This window comes from Cytobacillus sp., from assembly GCF_032154635.1.
In the GTDB taxonomy this organism is placed as follows: Bacteria; Bacillota; Bacilli; order Bacillales; family Cytobacillaceae; genus Cytobacillus.
This window is the reverse complement of sequence record NZ_JALDXW010000008.1, coordinates 14054-30906: the sequence shown is the minus strand read 5'-3', so window position 1 is coordinate 30906 and position 16853 is coordinate 14054. Positions and strand designations below refer to the sequence as shown.

The following is a 16853-nucleotide window of genomic DNA, read 5'->3' as shown; positions in this document are numbered from 1 at the left end:
ATCTCACATTTTATCGGGAATTTTTATTTTCATGAATGGTTACAACATACTAGATTAGGCTGCAAATACCCGGTGATCAGAAAATTTTGAGTCCGCGGTAAGAAGAGGAAACAGCGGGTCACTAGCACCCAATAGCAGTTATAGTCCCTATGTAAAAATGGTATAATGAATGGAGAATCTTTCACTTATCATTTATTCGTCAAATTAAAATAAAATACATGTTTTCAACTATTTAAAATGCATAAAATCTGCATACTTTTTGGGTATAGTATTCATTGACTATGAAAGGAGGATAAATGGTAGATGAAAATGAAAAGAATAATCTTGGGTCTTATTTTATTGGTTTCTATTGTTTTAGCAGCATGTAGCGGTGGAAACGCGAATGAGGAGACCTCTTCAAAAAAAGACGAGTTAGAAAACATTAAGGAACTAGTCCATGATTACAGTGTAGGTAATATAAAAGATCAGAATGCTTCTATCACATCCAAGGAACTCATTGTAACCGACAGCGATGAGAATCAGTTAACCTATGACTTACCAGATAACGAATTTTTTGTATCGATCGCACCCTACGTTAATGAAACTCATCCATGAACAAATCACAGCTTGACAGGTTGTCAAGGTGAAATGGTAGAAGCAGAATTTGACATGTATATTGAAGATGCAGATGGCAACGTAATAATAGATGAAACAATGACATCTCAAGCAAACGGATTTATTGATTTATGGTTACCTCGAAATAAAAAGTATCACGTGAAAATTTCGAATGATAGTAAAGTGGTGGAGTCAGAGCTTTCTACTTTTGAAAGTGATGGCACATGTATAACTACCATGCAGTTAACATAATTAAAAAAACCATTTTGATTATACTTTATTCAAAATGGTTTTTTGATTATCTAAAGGATGAACCGTGTGAAAGCGTTTCTTCTAAAGAAAAACTATTTGTGTCTTTTTTCAGTAGACTGCTGTATGGATACATGATTAGGGCGTTTTGGATAGGTCGCCTTTCCATTATCGTCCGGTCCAGTAAGATCATTTCTTTGATCCAATACTCTTCCTGTAAACTCAATAGGTCGTTTGTCTGTCATACTCTATCTACTCCATATTCAATTTAGTGTGTTATGACAACACTTGAGTTATTATTATTTAACATCCATCTCAAAATTAATCATGTATTTCTATTTTTCGTTTTTTAAAAGAGCCGGAATGCTCAAGTGAAATATATGCTTTGAAATCATTAATGCTATCTTCCTCAAAAAATGGCTCGTTTTTCGCAGCCATCTGTTTCCAGTCAGTATGGTGTTTTAGATATAATTGATGCTCTAAGTTTAAAAAATCTATGTTTTTTTCTACACCCATATGGTATAAATCCTTTATTTGAATAATTATGCTGTCTTTAACAAAATTTTGCATATGTCTAATATGCAAAACGTTATTTTTTAGTCGATTGCTAATGTATCCATTAGCATAGAAAACTACATCATACTTATATCTTCCATTTACTTTAATGGGAATGATTTTTATATATTGTTCTTCAAAAACTGCAAGAAATTCAGGATTCTCTTTGCTTGGAACTAAAATTGCAGTCCGTTCTGTTTCGGATGCAATCCAGCGAATGCCTTTAATTTCGTTTAATTCAAAAAAATCAATAAATTTTTTGTTTTTAAGAAAAAACGAACCATTTATTTCCAGTTTTGGCTCGGCGTTTTTATTTTTTTTCCACTGTTCTTTGTTGATTGTTAATGTAGGAATATATGTTGTTTGGACAGGCTCCAATAGCTCTCTAGCAAATTTATTTAATTTCAGGGGTCTAATCCATGAACCTTGTTTATATGAACTCTCCGGACTATGCAATATGGTTTCCAATGATGATTGATTGAAAAAACCATTGGTAGATAATATGTCATCAACCGGTTCCAACGTGCCAAAAACCCAAGGCGTAGGTCTAAATTCATAATATCTTGTTAAGCCATCATAGATATTTTCTATCCCTTTTTTTAAGGCTGATTCACTAAGCACAATAGCAGTTACATGCGCCCAAATAATCCGTTCTTGAGAAGTTCGGTAGGCCTTGAAAAAGGCATCAATGAACGTTTCTCCGATTGTTTCTGATATATATACTTGAGGAGGTGCATTTGTGCCTTCTTCTGTTTTTGCTATGGAAGTTAAGCTTAGCATTTGTATATAAATATGGTATTTATTATCTTTATAGTCTACTCCTATTGCTGTTCCGTAATTCAGATTTTGAACTTCATTAATATCATTGGTACATGCTGAAATTAATAATAAAGAAATAAGTAAGAATAGGATTCGTGATTTGAAAAATATGTTCTTCATCCTTTTCTCCTTTTCTGCAATATTTTCGATGGCAAATGTTTCTGTTTTAAGAGGTTAACTAGTGAAGCTGAAAACATTTCTTTAAAGTTTAAGGAAGCTATCGGTTCAAGGTAGGCTTTTTTAAATGATTCAAGCCGGGAAATGTAAACAAGTATACATAGAGCACTAATGAACAGCCCATAAATCCCTAAAAAAATACAAATGGACATAACTAGAATTCTTAGTATACTCACAGAACCTACTAATGATTGATTGACGAGTGTGTAGCTTGCTACTGCGGTCATCGCAATAATGACTATCATAGTTGGAGAGGCCAACCCTGCTCGAATAGCTGCATCCCCAATAATTAACCCGCCAACAATTGAAATGGTTTGTCCTACTACAGTAGGCATACGAATGCCCGCTTCTCTAAGAAACTCAAATAAGCCGAGAATGATAAATGCCTCTAAGCCGATCGGAAAAGGTAAACCTGCTCTTGATACTACAACCGTTGATAAAAGAGAAAACGGGAGTTGATCCATATTAACAGAAGCCAATGATATCCAAAAACCTGGAAGGAATATGGCGATTACTAATCCTAATATTCTTAGAATACGTTGAAATGCAACAAGGTAAAAAGGAAAATGGACATCTTCTGGTGATTTAATGAGTTCAAAAATATTTATTGGCCCAATGAGAGCTAAGGGAGAGCCATTGACAATAATGATGAACCTTCCATGCAATAGGCATTCAATTGCAAAATCTGGACGAGTGATATAATCGAGCAAAGGGAATAAAGAAAATGTACGGTCTGAAATCCATTGCTCTAATTGCCCACTGCTTAAAACACTTTCTGTATGAAGATTTTCTAAGCGCTTCCTCACTTCATCTATTGTATCGATGTTTATCTTGTTTTTAAGGTAAAGTAGTGCAACCTTGGTTTGGGTTAAGGTCCCTATTTCGAAAGATTCACAGTATAAATCAAATGTCTTTATTCGTTTTCGAATAAGTGAAATATTCACATGCAGTTCCTCAGTAAAACCATCTTTTGGCCCCTTAATAGATACCTCTGTATTGGACTCTTCAGGTGTTCTTTGCGGAAGCTTTGAAAGATCAACTCCATAAAAATATGGCATACCTTCTTTGTACAAAATCAAAAAACCAGAAAATGCCTTATTCATCATTTCTTCAGCATTGTCAATTTGAATGATTGGAGGTATATCTTCATCATGTGATCTGTATGCAAGGTTATCATCATGCTCAAAATTCAGAAGAAGGTTATTAAAAATCTCATTAAGCTGAACAGAATCAATCATTCCAATGCAATAAAAGAACTGAATATCGATATCTGTATTAATTGGGATAAAATAGATATCGGAATATGAGCACAACATCCCTTTTAACTCGTTTCCGTTTAATTTCCCCATTTTTAAAGATTGATTTAAAGTCGCTATTACATTTGTTCTATCGATATTCATGTATTTATTATTCCTTTCCGCGAAGGTAAATAACTGATAATAAACAGGAATAATGATAAGAAGAAAGCCAATATGACTGAACTTATATAAAAATATTTACCGACAATCTCTTGAACCCACATGTCACTAATTGGAAAAACGGTAACGCTTGATAAAACAATGGAGAAAAGTATAAATATTAATCTTTTAGTTTTTTTTGAACTAGGTTCTACAACATCTGAAACTAAATATAAACATAAAGAAATTCTGATGACCGCACCACTTAGTAATTGAAATACAGCTAAAAAATCGACATGTGTAATGTGTTCACCGAGAGTAATAAGCCGCCATAGTTCAAATGCTGGGAATCGCATGTCAGCAGCAATGCTCGGTCCGAATGCAGCAAGAGATCCAAGGGTGGGACCGAGAACAAGTCCGAGCAGAATAGAAATAAGGATAAGAATAGACAAATAGGAATACGATTTATTTAAATGGTGTTGCAAAAGTAGTAAAACTAGGAGATCCACACTACCTCCTAATATAGTAATAGTCCCCTTAATAATAGGATCATAACCATTAATTAATACCGGGAAAACATAGGAATAATCTTTAGAATCCATCGTGGAAAAGGCAACAAAATGCCCCAAAAGCCAGACAAGGGGCAATAATACTGTAGATATATATACGATTGATTTCATCCCGCTGTAAGCTGTCCAAACGCAAAGGATGAGGAAGGGCAGCATAACTAACCAATTGGGTGTCAGTGGAAGAAAGTAAATTTGTACTGTTTGAATTAAATCATAAAATGATATAACACCTACAGAAACAATATATAACATAAATAATGAAAGGATGATTTTTGAGATTTGTTTTCCGGATCTTTCTTGTAGCCAGAAGTAAAGTTTTTGTCTTTGTGTATTTTTGGACATAATACGGTAGATTATATACCCCCAGGAAAGCATGATTAAATATGCCAAAAGGACACAAACCCATGAATCTCGCTTCGCACTACTCAATAAATGAGGGAGGATAAGTACATGGTTTGAAATTCCAATGAATAAGATTAAAACAAAAAACAGCTGTAGTCTGGAAAATTGCATGTATACACCACCAATATTTCAATATATGGTAGTATTTGTAATTTGGGTGTTATTATGTAAATAAAAAATAAAAAAAGCAAGCATACGAATATGCCTGCCTTATACTTACACGAATATGAGAAAAGAGCGATACGAAAAGAATATTTATGCTTAATGATATGCAGGCATTCTTAACAATTCATCTAACTTCCAATTCAATCTTTTTGCAAAGAATGCACCTTTAAAAAACAGTGTTAATATTGCAGATATTAAGCGGAAAAGAATATTCAACATGTATCCCTCCACATATATATTTAGTGTTAGAAGTTAACACTAGTTTTATTATTTATCGATGAATCCATTTTTATTCAAGAGAAAGGAATCTCGCATTCATTTTTTATTTTTGCCTTTTATTATTTGAGGGCGATCCTCCATTTGCGGTGGTTCCTCCAACCAACCATTTTTTATCATAATTTTAACCCCATCATTTGCATAGAAGAAAATATCTTTGGCAAATAATGTAGTTTTCAAGATGACATCATTTCTTAAACTAAATACTGCTCCGAAACTTCCTCCAACGATCCCAAAACTATTAAGAAGATATACGCAAAACATCATCAGCTTTTGCGAAAAAGGGGCTATCGTTGATGCAGTAACGGTGCTTCCAGAGGTAGCAGAGAACTGAATGTCACTTTCTAAAAGAATTTCCTCATATTCCTTTATTTGTTTTTTTGCCAGTTCCTTTCCCTTATTAAAATAGTTTTTAACTTCTTCATCTTCTGCACATTGTGCAAAACCAGTAATTAGCTGCATGCCTATATTATTTGTTTCAATCCCATGATGTAGATAACCTAATTCAATGGCATTTAAGGATCGTTTCTCACCAAAAAGTTTAAAACCCTTTATATAGTCTTTGCTTTTAATAAAATCTGTTGTTTTAGGTACGGTTACTTTAGGCGGAAGAGTTAGTATTCCTTTTTCAAGCAAATACAATGTAGATAGTTTATAAATTTTTTGGGTAACAGCAGTTAGTCCTTCGAATATAGCCATTATATCATCACGGTAAGCCATATTCATGTTAATGGTGTACATCCCCATACTTACTTCTTTTAATATTCGAATGAACATTATATCAAAACCATTGTCATATAAATTTGGTGCTTCTAAGTTAATATCCTCACTAGTAAACCCTTTAGGGATAGCTACCCCCTCATTTTTAAAAATGCGCTCTATTTTTTTGACATAATAATGAAGTTCTTGCCATAAGCCACCCATAATATTAATAGCTTGTTGATCATCAGACTTCGCAATAAAGTATTCTAATACTCTTAGTATAAGAGTTTTTTCTTGGTAAGTAAGCCAAAGAGTACCTAGCTCCGATGAACTGATTGGATTGATATTATCCATAACCAAATCACTCCAAAACGTTTTTCTTAAATTATGTTCTTTGTGCCTAGGATTTATTCGATTAATCCGATATTCCACTATTTCCAAATAGAGTTTTTTTGTTTTGGAAAAAAATAGTTTAAATATTGCTGAAGAAAAAAGCAATAATATTCGTTGTAAGTTATTCTTTAATGAAAGAAGGAATTGAAATGACAGTAGCTACAAATATCAAACAGACAATAGCTGGTTTAAAAAGCGCACAAGCTAGCTTTGAAACGTTTGCATTGGCAACGGATAATAAAGCTGCAAAGCAGTTATATCAAGATGCTGCTCAGCAAACACAGTCGATTATTGACAATATTCAACCACGTTTGCAGCAAATTCAGCAAGAAGAGCCGCAATATAAGTAACTGCTTAAATGGTTGGCTTCTCGCCAACCTTTTCATTATTTTAAAGGGGTGGAAGAATGACAACAATTTCTAGTGTAAATCAATGTGTAGCAACTATTCGTTCAATAGAATCACAGCTATCAGGTTTAGCTTTGAACTCACAAGAAGTTGCAGCTCAGCGGACGTTCCATGACATGATGAATACCATAAATGAGATTAAGAAGGATCTCCAGTTCCGAGTGAATGAAATGGTGTTAGAGGAACCACAGTATAAACAATCATAAGGGGAGGTGTGACTATGTCGGATTGGAGTCATATCATTGTTCGTTCTATCTTATTTATGATCGTATTATTTTTCTTTACAAAAATATTAGGGAAAAAGCAAATTTCAGAAATCTCCTTTTTTGAATATATTTCTGGAATAACTATAGGTAGTATTGCTGGAGAAGTAATTATGGGACTAGGGAGTAATATGGCTCATGGAATTCTAGCCATATTTTTATTCGGAAGCATAACGTATTTGGTGGATTTTCTATCCTTAAAAAGTAATTCATTCCGTGATTTTGTCGAAGGTAAAAGCACGGTCTTTATTAAAGATGGGAAAATTATGGAGGATAACTTAAAGAAAGAAAAATATTCTACAGATGAGCTAGGAAGTTTACTTAGGCAAAAAAATGTTTTTGATATAGCTGATGTGGAATTTGCATGCTTAGAACCAACAGGAGATCTAAGTGTACTACTTAAAAAGGAAAAAAGACCTTTAACGGCTAAAGACTTAAATTTAAAGGTGACAAATGAAAAAGCACCACAAATGATTATAAGAGATGGAGAAATTGTCTACGATGCACTTGCTGCGGTAGGGAAAAGCAGAAAATGGCTGGATCTTGAATTAGAAAAGCTTAATGTGACATTAGATAATGTCTTTTATGGACAAGTTGACTCGTATGGTGAACTAACAGTGGATCTTTTCGATGATAAAATCAAAGTGCCATCTCCACAAACGAGGCCATTATTGATGGCAATGATGAAAAAATGCCAGGCTGATCTGGAAATATTTAGTCTTGAGACTGAATCCGAAAATGCTAAAAAAATGTATGAGAAAAATGCCAAAAAGCTGAATGAGGCAATAAAAATATTAGAGCCATACTTAAATAACTAAAGAAACCTGCAGCTAAAAAGCCAATGGTCCATAGAAGGAGAGTTACAAAATAACAGATTGTTGTTATCGACTTATCCATTGCCAACGTGAGTCATTGATAATGGGTAACATTGAGAGGAGTTCGTAGTCCCTGTTTTGTCTTCACCTAAATAAATTTTATAAGGTTCAGATATTTTCCTTCTATGCCTTGAAGCGGAGTCTTACCACTTCAAGGTTTAGAGATATATTCACTACCTTCAATCAATAATCTTCAGGTTTAAACGGTTCATTTCTTCTATCTTCTGCAAATAACTTGCCTGTTTTGGAAAGTGGTTTCTTTTTCTATCTCAGGAAAGGGAATACGGCCCATTTCCTCTTCTACTTCATGAAATCTCCTTTGCTCTATTCATAACGGTTACATAAATTACCAATAATTACCCGGTTTTTTCAGTAAATATACATAATAAAACTATCTTTCAATTTTTTGGAACCGAATGAAATATTCTTGTAATATTAATAACATCTTCCTGTCAAATTATGATGATATAATTCAACATGCAAGTGAAAGGAATGTAGATTCTGTCAAAATTAATCGAAAAAACAAGAAAATAATTACATAATTATCTGAAAATTTAAATGTACATATAAAAACAACTAGATTATTTCGGAAGGCAGGCAAATTGATGAAAAAGCAACTAGTAATCTTAAATACGACATTAATGCTTGGATTAGGAGGAGCGTTTGCTCTTCCGTCTGTAAAAGCTGATTCCTTACAAACACAAAAATCATCTATTCAAAAACAGCGAAATGGTATACAATCTAGCCTTTCAAAGGCTGATCAGGAATTAACTTCAGTACTTGAAGAACTAGCAAAACTGGATGCTCAATTAAAAAGAATTGACCAAGCCATTCTTGATAACACACAATTAATTAATAAAACAGAAGCAGATATTAATAGTACGAATGCAGAAATCGAAGAACTAAAAAAGGAAAAAGCTGTCATTCAAGAAAGAATTGATAAACGAAGTGTAATTTTAAAACAACGTGCGATTTCTTACCAGGAAAATGGAAGTTCTCCGATTGGCTATGTGGAGGTCCTTCTTGGATCAACTAGCTTTGGTGACTTCATTGAAAGAGTAGGGGCGGTAACAAAAATCGTTCAGGCAGATCAAAATATTTTAGCTGAGCATGAAGCAGATAAAAAAGTTTTAGAAGAGAATCAAGTGAAAATAGAAAAAAAGTTAAATGAATTACAAGAAATGAAAACAGAGCTTGAAGGTATGCAAGCATTAATGAATGAGCAAAAGGCACAAAATGATGCATTAAAGAAAGATCTTGAAGCTAAGGAGAAAAAAATAGCAGCTCTTAAAGAAAGCTTACAATATAAAGATAGTGAACTTGCAGCAAGGGAAGCAGAAATAAGACATAGAATTGCGAGCCAATTCACGCCAAAAAGTGTTCCTGTAAATTCTAGCTCAAATTCAAATTCTAATTCAAATTCTAATAATTCAAATTCATCATCTAATGAAAGCAGTCCTTCAAATTTTGTGCCTTCTGCACGCGGGGATTTAAGCACAATTATTTCTGCTGGATATAAATATATCGGAAATTCTGTTTATGTTTTTGGTGCAGGGAGATCAGCATCAGATATAGCGAATGGAAGATTTGACTGTTCAGGTTTTGTTTCATGGGCATTCTCTCAAGGTGGAATTAATCTTCCAGCTAGTACTTCATCTTTAAGATATTCAGGAAGTAAAATATCACCTAGTGACTTAAAACCAGGAGATTTGGTGTTCTTCGATACATATAAAAAAGATGGCCATGTGGGCATCTATATCGGGGGAGGAAAATTCATCGGTTCTCAGTCCTCTACAGGTGTTGCTGTTGCTAGTATGACAAGCGGCTATTGGAAAGAACATTTTAACGGACATGCTCGCCGTATATAAAAAGAAAAGATCACGGATGCAAATGGCACCTGTGATCTTTTCTTTTTGTATTGTTAAATTTTCAGAAAATTGTTGAAATAATTCATTCCAATATGGTATTCTTTTCATACCGAGAGAATAGAACGGTGTTTTGTAATAACAAACAACAAATATAAGGAGGCAATGAAGAAAGATGAATTATCAAAGAATTGGAAATTTGCAAGTCGCCACTGAGCTATACGACTTTATTAATTTTGAAGCACTTCCTGGAACGAGTATGGAGCAGGAGAAATTTTGGCGTGGCTTCGGAGAAATTGTGAAGGAGTTTTCACCTGTTAATAAACAGCTTCTTATTGAACGTGAGGAGATGCAAAACAAAATCAATATATGGCATAAGGAAAATAAAGACTTTGATTTTGCGGAATATAAAACTTTTCTTGAGAAGATAGGTTATCTTGAAGACGAAGGTGCAAATTTTGAAATTACAACGACAGGAGTGGATGAGGAAGTTGCTGTTCAGGCTGGTCCACAGCTAGTTGTGCCTGTAAACAATCATCGCTATGCACTCAATGCTGCTAATGCTCGTTGGGGCAGTTTATATGATGCCCTATACGGAACGGATGTAATTAGTGAGGAGAATGGGGCCCATCGAGACGGGAGCTACAATCCCGTTCGAGGTGAAAAAGTTGTTGCCTTTGCTCGCTCATTTCTTGACCAAACCGTCCCATTAGTTGCTGGATCACATAAGGATGTAGTTCAATATCAAATTGTTGGGGAGCAATTAATTGCTACAATGAAGTCGGGAAAGGTAAGCGAATTAAGTAATACTGAAAAATTTGCGGGATACCAAGGGGATCCAGATAATCCTTCAGCGATATTATTAAGAAATAATGGCTTGCATTTTGAAATACAAATTGACCGGAATCATCCAACTGGAAAAAGAGATGAGGCAGGTGTAAAGGATATCCTTCTTGAAGCAGCATTGTCTGTGATCATGGATTGTGAAGACTCTGTTGCGGCCGTTGATACGGAGGATAAAGTCCAAGTTTATCGCAGCTGGTTGGGGTTAATGAAGGGGGACCTTTCTGCGACCTTTACAAAAGATGATAAAACAGTAATAAGAAAGCTGAATCCTGACCGCAGGTATTCTGGACCGAATGGCCAATCTTTCGTATTGCAAGGGCGGGCATTAATGTTTGTTCGAAATGTTGGCCACTTAATGACCAATCCTTCTATTTTAGACGAGAGTGGGGAAGAAGTGTATGAAGGCATTATTGATGCGGTTGTAACAAGCTTAATTGCTAAACATTCGCTAATGGGAAATGGTCATTTTCAAAATTCCAAAAAGGGATCCATCTATATTGTGAAACCAAAAATGCATGGCTCAAAAGAAGTAGCCTATGCAAATGAATTATTTAATCGAGTGGAGGACTTACTTCGTTTACAACGAAACACGCTAAAGATTGGTTTAATGGATGAAGAGCGCAGAACCTCACTTAACCTAAAAGCTTGTATCCGAGAAGTAAAAGAACGAGTGGCATTTATCAATACAGGTTTCCTTGACCGAACAGGGGATGAAATTCATACATCAATGGAAGCTGGGATAATGATACCAAAAAATGAGATGAAGTCATCGATTTGGCTGCATGCCTATGAAAAGTCAAATGTGACTAATGGGCTGGCTACAGGTTTTCAAGGTCGTGCTCAAATTGGGAAAGGAATGTGGGCGATGCCTGATTTAATGGCTGAAATGATCAAGCAAAAGATCAGTCATTTAAAAGCTGGAGCCAACACTGCTTGGGTGCCATCCCCAACAGGCGCCATCTTGCACGCCCTTCATTATCATGAAGTCGATGTTCGAAATGAACAAAATAAATTATTAAAAGAATTGAAAAGCTTACGGGATGAAATCCTGCAAATTCCGGTAGCATCTAAATCAGAGTGGGGGATTGAGGAAGTACAGGCGGAGCTGGATAATAATGCACAAGGAATTCTTGGCTATGTTGTGCGTTGGGTGGAACAAGGAATTGGCTGTTCAAAGGTACCTGATATTCATAATATTGGGTTAATGGAGGATCGAGCAACATTAAGAATTTCCAGTCAGCATGTAGCCAATTGGCTGCATCATGGAGTATGTTCGAGGGAACAAGTAGAAGAAACTTTAAAACGAATGGCGATAGTCGTGGATAAACAAAATGCTGGGGATCCGATGTATCGTCCAATGGCGCCTAATTATGAAGAATCTGTTGCTTTCCAAGCTGCATGTGAATTGGTATTCTTCGGATATGAACAGCCAAGCGGTTATACAGAGCCGATCCTGCATCGCCGTAGGCTGGAAGCAAAGGAAAAGTTTGCGATCAAACAGTAATCATGCGTTATTATCAGGAGTTGAGAAATATTGGATCGAGAAAATATGGTGAAATCTGTTAGTCGGGCACTAGATATTATTAACCTTGTTAGCATAAAAAAAGGCGGGCTTGGAGTAACAGAAATTGCTAATCAAATGGATATTAACAAAAGCTCTGTATACAGAATCCTGTCCACACTTGTCCAATATGGGTATATTGAACAGGATAAAGAGACAGAATGGTATAAATTAGGCTATCAATTTTTAGAAGTGAGTTCAAGACTGTTAGAATCACTTGATTTGAGGAATGAGGCGAAGCCATTTTTACAAGAACTTGAAAAAGAGACGAATGAAGTAATTCATCTTGTCGTGTATGATCGAGGAGAAGTCGTATATATCGAAAAACTAGATGGTAATGAAGCTCTGCGTATGCACTCCAAGGTTGGAAAGAGAGCACCGATGCATTGTACATCTGTTGGAAAAGCGATCCTGGCACATTTGCCAATAGAAATAGTCCAGGAAATAATAGAAAGAAAAGGGCTGCCCATTCATACGGATAAAACCATTACAGATAAAAATGTGTTTATCGATGAGCTTGCCGAAGTGAAGAAGAAAGGATATGCACTTGACTTGCAGGAAAATGAATATGGGATTACATGTATTGCGGTTCCGATTTTTGATCATTTAGGTAAAGTTGAAGCTGCTGTCAGCATCTCCGGACCGACAATTAGAATGACGGATGCAAGGTTAGTAGAGCTTCAGCCTCGGGTGATAGAAATTGGAAAGCGTATATCGGCAAGGCTTGGGTTTATAAATTGAAGAAAGATCCGAAATGCCTTAAAGGGTGTTTCGGATTTTTTGTTAATTAGCGGTATGGTTTTATGGTTATTTTTAATTTGTAAAACCTTTTGGTGTGAACACCATATTGAACTAGATCACTTTTTCCACTCCTCGGAAAGTGAATCTGCAAAATCTGTAAACACGCCAGTGACTCCCCATTTCATTAGTCGATCCAAATCCTTTTTTGAATTAACCGTATACGGATGTACAAGTAATCCCGCTCTCCTTGCCGCTTTAACATAGGCTTTATCAATCATTTGATAATTTGGACCAATGCCAGCTGCATATTCCTTCCATTTAATTATGTCCGATTCAGTTATTTTTGCAGGACTTTGATAGGAGAGAAGCTGGATTAATGGAATCCTTGGTTCAGCAGCATGTATTTGAATCAGGCTTTTTTCGCTAAAGGATTGAATAATCACCTTTTCAATAAGATCATTCTTTCGAATTAGTTGGATGAGCTTTTCCTCCATATCTGGATATTTATCCGGTGACTTGGTCTCGATATAATAGTTAACCTCTTTTCCAAAATATGCAAAAATTTCCTCAAGAGTCGGAACAGTTAAAAACTCATACTCAGAGTCAGCATACAATGGGAAATTTTTGTTGAACCATGAACCTGCATCAAGTCTCTTTAACTCCTCTACTGAATGAGATTCTACGCTTCCATTTCCGTTCGTTGTTCGATCAACCGTATTGTCGTGCATAGCAACAAGTACGCCATCCTTTGTCATTTGTAAATCAATTTCAATAAAATCAGCACCAAGTTCGTATGCTAACTGATAGGATATGATTGTATGTTCTGGCGCATAGGCAGACGCACCACGATGGCCGATGACGATAAATGAATCAGAAAAACTAGAAGGATTAGGTGTAACAGATTTCGAGCAGCCTCCATTGACATATAGAAGTAAAACCCATGCCAATATTATTTTTTTCTTCATCGTTTACAATTTCTCCTCCCACTTAATAGGTTGAAAGACTCCTTGTTAATATAATTTTGATATTGTTAGCATATTTAAGATTTTGCGGAATTAGAATATGAAGGAGAGAGATTTATCCAATCTAATAAATCTAGCTATAAAGCTCCCAAAAGGCATGGAGGGATGAGTAATTGAAAAGAGTAGAGCTAATGAATGTTTCAAAGACTTACGATAAAAAAACAGAGGTCATTTCTAATATTAATGTAGTGATAGAACCAGGTGAATTTTTCGTACTAGTCGGTCCTTCAGGCTGTGGAAAAAGCACAATGCTGCGGATGATTGCTGGCCTGGAGGAGATAACAGGAGGGAGCTTGCGAATAGGTGAAAAGGAAGCGAATCACCTGCCTCCTAGTAAAAGAGATATATCAATGGTCTTCCAAAATTATGCACTTTATCCTCATTTAACTGTTGAGGAAAATATTGTCTTCGGTTTGCATGTGAAGAGAATACCAAAACTCGAACGTAAGACTCGATGTAATGAAGTAGCGTCCATGCTTGGCTTAAGTGAGTATTTAAACCGAAAGCCGCGTGAACTTTCTGGCGGTCAGCGGCAGAGGGTTGCCCTCGCGCGAGCAATTGTCAATGAAGCCCCTATTTGTTTAATGGACGAACCCCTATCCAATTTAGATGCAAAATTAAGGGCTCATATGAGATCGGAAATTAGACAAATTCAAAGGCGCCTCGGGATTACGATGATTTACGTTACCCATGATCAAGTAGAGGCAATGACGATGGGGGATCGGATTATGATTCTTCATGATGGGAAAATTCAGCAGATCGGCAAACCAATCGATATTTATAATCATCCAGTAAATCCGTTTGTTGCAACGTTTATTGGCTCCCCACCCATGAATATTGCTGATGGAGAAGTAAATAGACAGAAATCTGAAATTCGTATTGGGGATGAATGGAAAATTAAGATTCCGGACGAAGATAGCAGGCTTTTACATAAAGAGCAGATACTCGTAGGCATTCGGCCTGAGCATATAAGAGTCGCATCAAAGGAGACGAGCCCTGACAATCGTCAAGTAGTAGAAGCGATCAATGTAGAAATCCTTGGCAATGAAACGATCTTTTCATTTAAAATTGGCAGTTACGAGTGGATGGCTAAATGGAATGGGCAATGGCGCTTACAAGTTGGTGATTTAATACCTATTCAATTGAATTATGAATCACTATGTTTATTTGATCATAAAACGAATGAGCTTCTAAAAACTCCAACAGACATTGAGAATAATATCCTCGATAAAGAGGTGTTTTTATGAAAAAGAGCAGTGCCAGTTTTTATGAGAAACAAAGCTTCTGGAGAAAATCATTAAATGCCCGAACCGCACTGCTCTATTTATTCCCTTCGGTTCTGCTGTTTATAGTGTTTGTTTTTTATCCGATGTTTCGGACAATCTATTTAAGCTTCTTTCTAACTGATCAGCATGGGAGTGCAGCTCTATTTGTCGGATTGGAAAATTATGCGTATATATTAGAATCACAAGCCTTTCGAAATAGTATAAAAGCGACGGTATTATTTGTTTTATATACAGTTCCAGCAGGTGTCATTCTCGCATTATTCTTAGCGCTAATTGCGAATGAAAAGCTGAAAGGCATTGGTTTTTTTCGAACCATTTATTCTTCAACGATGGGGATCTCTGTTGCAGCTTCTTCTGTAGTCTGGCTTTTTCTTTTTCATCCGAGCATTGGTATGTTTAATCGTTTATTAAGTCTTGTAAATTTACCAGAGGTTCAATGGCTTTTGGATCCGGACTGGGCTTTGTTATCCGTCTCTATTTCTACGATTTGGCTGAATACAGGATTTTCATTCCTAATACTTTTAGGCGGTCTGCAAAATATTGATGGGTATCTATATGAAAGTGCAAAAATTGATGGGGCAGGCTATTGGTATCAGCTACGAAGAATAACAATCCCCATGCTATCGCCAACCTTGTTTTTTATTATTACCATTTCATTGATTAATGCTTTTCAATCATTTGGACAAATTGATATTTTGACTAAAGGCGGTCCTTCACAGGCTACCAATTTAATAGTCTATTCCATTTATCGGGAGGCGTTTGTAAACTATCAGTTTGGTACAGCGAGTGCTCAGGCTGTCTTCTTATTTTTGTGTATACTGATCGTCACAATTTTTCAATTTAAATTTGGCGAAAGGAAGGTGCATTATCAATGAGCTTTCCGAGAAAAATCGTTTTCTACTTTCTGCTGCTATTCTCTGCCTTCCTGCTTTTTTTCCCTGTTCTGTATGCATTCATGATCTCCTTTATGACAGGCGGAGAAATCATGCAAGGCAAGTTTTTTCCTCAAACATTCACGTTAGATAATTATTTCAGGGTATTTGAACGTTTGCCATTGATGAAGTATTTAATGAATAGCTTTGTAGTTTCAACTGGGGTAATGATTGGGCAATTAATTGTTTGCAGTATGTCCGCGTATGCATTTGTATTCATTCCCTTTAAAGGAAGAGATTTTATCTTCTTCCTATTTATTTCAACGATGATGATCCCTTGGGAAGCAACAATGATTCCGAACTTCTTCACCATTCAAAAGTTGGACTGGACAAACACGTATCAAGGACTGACTGTCCCATTTTTCGCATTGGCTTTCGGGACATTTCTATTGAGGCAGCATTTTAAAACGATTCCGAAAGAATTATTTGAAGCCTCACAAATAGCGGGTTTAAGCCGGTTTGCTTTCTTTTGGCGTGTGATACTTCCCGTTTCAAAAACAAGTCTGGTCACTTTAGGAGCGTACGGATTTTTAACGACATGGAATATGTATTTGTGGCCTTTATTAGTTACAAACAACGATCAAGTTCGAACAGTCCAAATTGGGCTGAAGCAGCTTCAGTCCCAAGAGGTCGCAACCGAATGGGGGGTGGTCATGGCTGGAGTCATTGTCGTTATAATTCCAACATTGCTGCTGTTATTTATCGGTCAAAAGCAATTGCAAAAAGGATTAACCCAAGGGGCATTAAAGTAAATGAG

17 protein-coding genes are annotated in these 16853 nt (G+C 35.9%); 10 read left to right on the top strand and 7 right to left on the bottom strand.

Annotated elements, in window-relative coordinates:
• Positions 1-309 precede the first annotated feature (309 nt).
• Positions 310-846 (top strand): CueP family metal-binding protein, encoded by a 537-nt coding sequence (locus RUH74_RS07710; RefSeq protein ID WP_313799814.1) that lies wholly within the window; start codon positions 310-312, stop codon positions 844-846.
• A 92-nt stretch (positions 847-938) separates the two neighbouring features.
• Here RUH74_RS07710 and RUH74_RS07705 read toward each other — a convergent pair whose 3' ends face one another.
• The 6 genes from RUH74_RS07705 to RUH74_RS07680 form a co-directional block, all read right to left on the bottom strand.
• On the bottom strand, positions 939-1088 hold the full coding sequence (locus tag RUH74_RS07705; protein ID WP_313799703.1) for a hypothetical protein: 150 nt from the start codon (positions 1086-1088) through the stop codon (positions 939-941).
• 76 nt (positions 1089-1164) lie between these two features.
• On the bottom strand, positions 1165-2337 hold the full coding sequence (locus tag RUH74_RS07700) for a Ger(x)C family spore germination protein (protein WP_313799702.1): 1173 nt from the start codon (positions 2335-2337) through the stop codon (positions 1165-1167).
• Positions 2334-3794 (bottom strand): spore germination protein, encoded by a 1461-nt coding sequence (locus tag RUH74_RS07695; protein ID WP_313799700.1) that lies wholly within the window; start codon positions 3792-3794, stop codon positions 2334-2336. The genes RUH74_RS07700 and RUH74_RS07695 overlap by 4 nt, the downstream gene beginning before the upstream one ends.
• Complete coding sequence (locus RUH74_RS07690; protein WP_313799699.1) at positions 3791-4873, bottom strand: endospore germination permease; 1083 nt, start codon at positions 4871-4873, stop codon at positions 3791-3793. The genes RUH74_RS07695 and RUH74_RS07690 overlap by 4 nt, the downstream gene beginning before the upstream one ends.
• A gap of 150 nt (positions 4874-5023) precedes the next feature.
• Positions 5024-5146 (bottom strand): hypothetical protein, encoded by a 123-nt coding sequence (locus RUH74_RS07685; RefSeq protein WP_313799698.1) that lies wholly within the window; start codon positions 5144-5146, stop codon positions 5024-5026.
• Positions 5147-5242: 96 nt separating this feature from the next.
• The gene (locus RUH74_RS07680; RefSeq protein ID WP_313799697.1) at positions 5243-6259 is read right to left on the bottom strand and encodes a DUF3231 family protein; all 1017 of its coding nucleotides are present in this window, start codon (positions 6257-6259) and stop codon (positions 5243-5245) included.
• A 188-nt stretch (positions 6260-6447) separates the two neighbouring features.
• On the opposite strand from RUH74_RS07680, the gene RUH74_RS07675 reads away from it, so the two are divergent.
• From RUH74_RS07675 to RUH74_RS07650, 6 genes are all read left to right on the top strand, one after another.
• Positions 6448-6648: a DUF1657 domain-containing protein gene (locus tag RUH74_RS07675; RefSeq protein WP_313799696.1), complete on the top strand. Its 201-nt coding sequence runs from the start codon at positions 6448-6450 to the stop codon at positions 6646-6648.
• A gap of 56 nt (positions 6649-6704) precedes the next feature.
• The gene (locus tag RUH74_RS07670) at positions 6705-6911 is read left to right on the top strand and encodes a DUF1657 domain-containing protein (RefSeq protein ID WP_313799695.1); all 207 of its coding nucleotides are present in this window, start codon (positions 6705-6707) and stop codon (positions 6909-6911) included.
• A 14-nt stretch (positions 6912-6925) separates the two neighbouring features.
• On the top strand, positions 6926-7786 hold the full coding sequence (locus RUH74_RS07665) for a DUF421 domain-containing protein (RefSeq protein WP_313799694.1): 861 nt from the start codon (positions 6926-6928) through the stop codon (positions 7784-7786).
• Positions 7787-8448: 662 nt separating this feature from the next.
• Positions 8449-9711, top strand: a complete 1263-nt coding sequence (locus tag RUH74_RS07660) for a coiled-coil domain-containing protein (RefSeq protein WP_313799693.1) — start codon at positions 8449-8451, stop codon at positions 9709-9711.
• Positions 9712-9883: 172 nt separating this feature from the next.
• Positions 9884-12058, top strand: coding sequence for a malate synthase G (locus RUH74_RS07655; RefSeq protein WP_313799692.1), 2175 nt, complete (start codon positions 9884-9886; stop codon positions 12056-12058).
• 30 nt (positions 12059-12088) lie between these two features.
• Positions 12089-12856, top strand: a complete 768-nt coding sequence (locus RUH74_RS07650) for an IclR family transcriptional regulator (RefSeq protein ID WP_313799691.1) — start codon at positions 12089-12091, stop codon at positions 12854-12856.
• A gap of 116 nt (positions 12857-12972) precedes the next feature.
• Here the strand turns inward: RUH74_RS07650 and RUH74_RS07645 are convergent, their stop codons facing one another.
• Positions 12973-13821: a glycerophosphodiester phosphodiesterase gene (locus tag RUH74_RS07645; protein ID WP_313799690.1), complete on the bottom strand. Its 849-nt coding sequence runs from the start codon at positions 13819-13821 to the stop codon at positions 12973-12975.
• Positions 13822-13991: 170 nt separating this feature from the next.
• On the opposite strand from RUH74_RS07645, the gene RUH74_RS07640 reads away from it, so the two are divergent.
• Genes RUH74_RS07640 through RUH74_RS07630 form a run of 3 tightly spaced genes read left to right on the top strand, consistent with a single transcriptional unit; the run spans position 13992 to position 16848 of the window.
• The gene (locus RUH74_RS07640; protein WP_313799689.1) at positions 13992-15125 is read left to right on the top strand and encodes an ABC transporter ATP-binding protein; all 1134 of its coding nucleotides are present in this window, start codon (positions 13992-13994) and stop codon (positions 15123-15125) included.
• Positions 15122-16039, top strand: coding sequence for a carbohydrate ABC transporter permease (locus RUH74_RS07635; RefSeq protein ID WP_313799688.1), 918 nt, complete (start codon positions 15122-15124; stop codon positions 16037-16039). Before RUH74_RS07640 ends, RUH74_RS07635 begins: the two co-directional genes overlap by 4 nt.
• Complete coding sequence (locus RUH74_RS07630) at positions 16036-16848, top strand: carbohydrate ABC transporter permease (protein ID WP_313799687.1); 813 nt, start codon at positions 16036-16038, stop codon at positions 16846-16848. The genes RUH74_RS07635 and RUH74_RS07630 overlap by 4 nt, the downstream gene beginning before the upstream one ends.
• Positions 16849-16853: the final 5 nt, after the last annotated feature.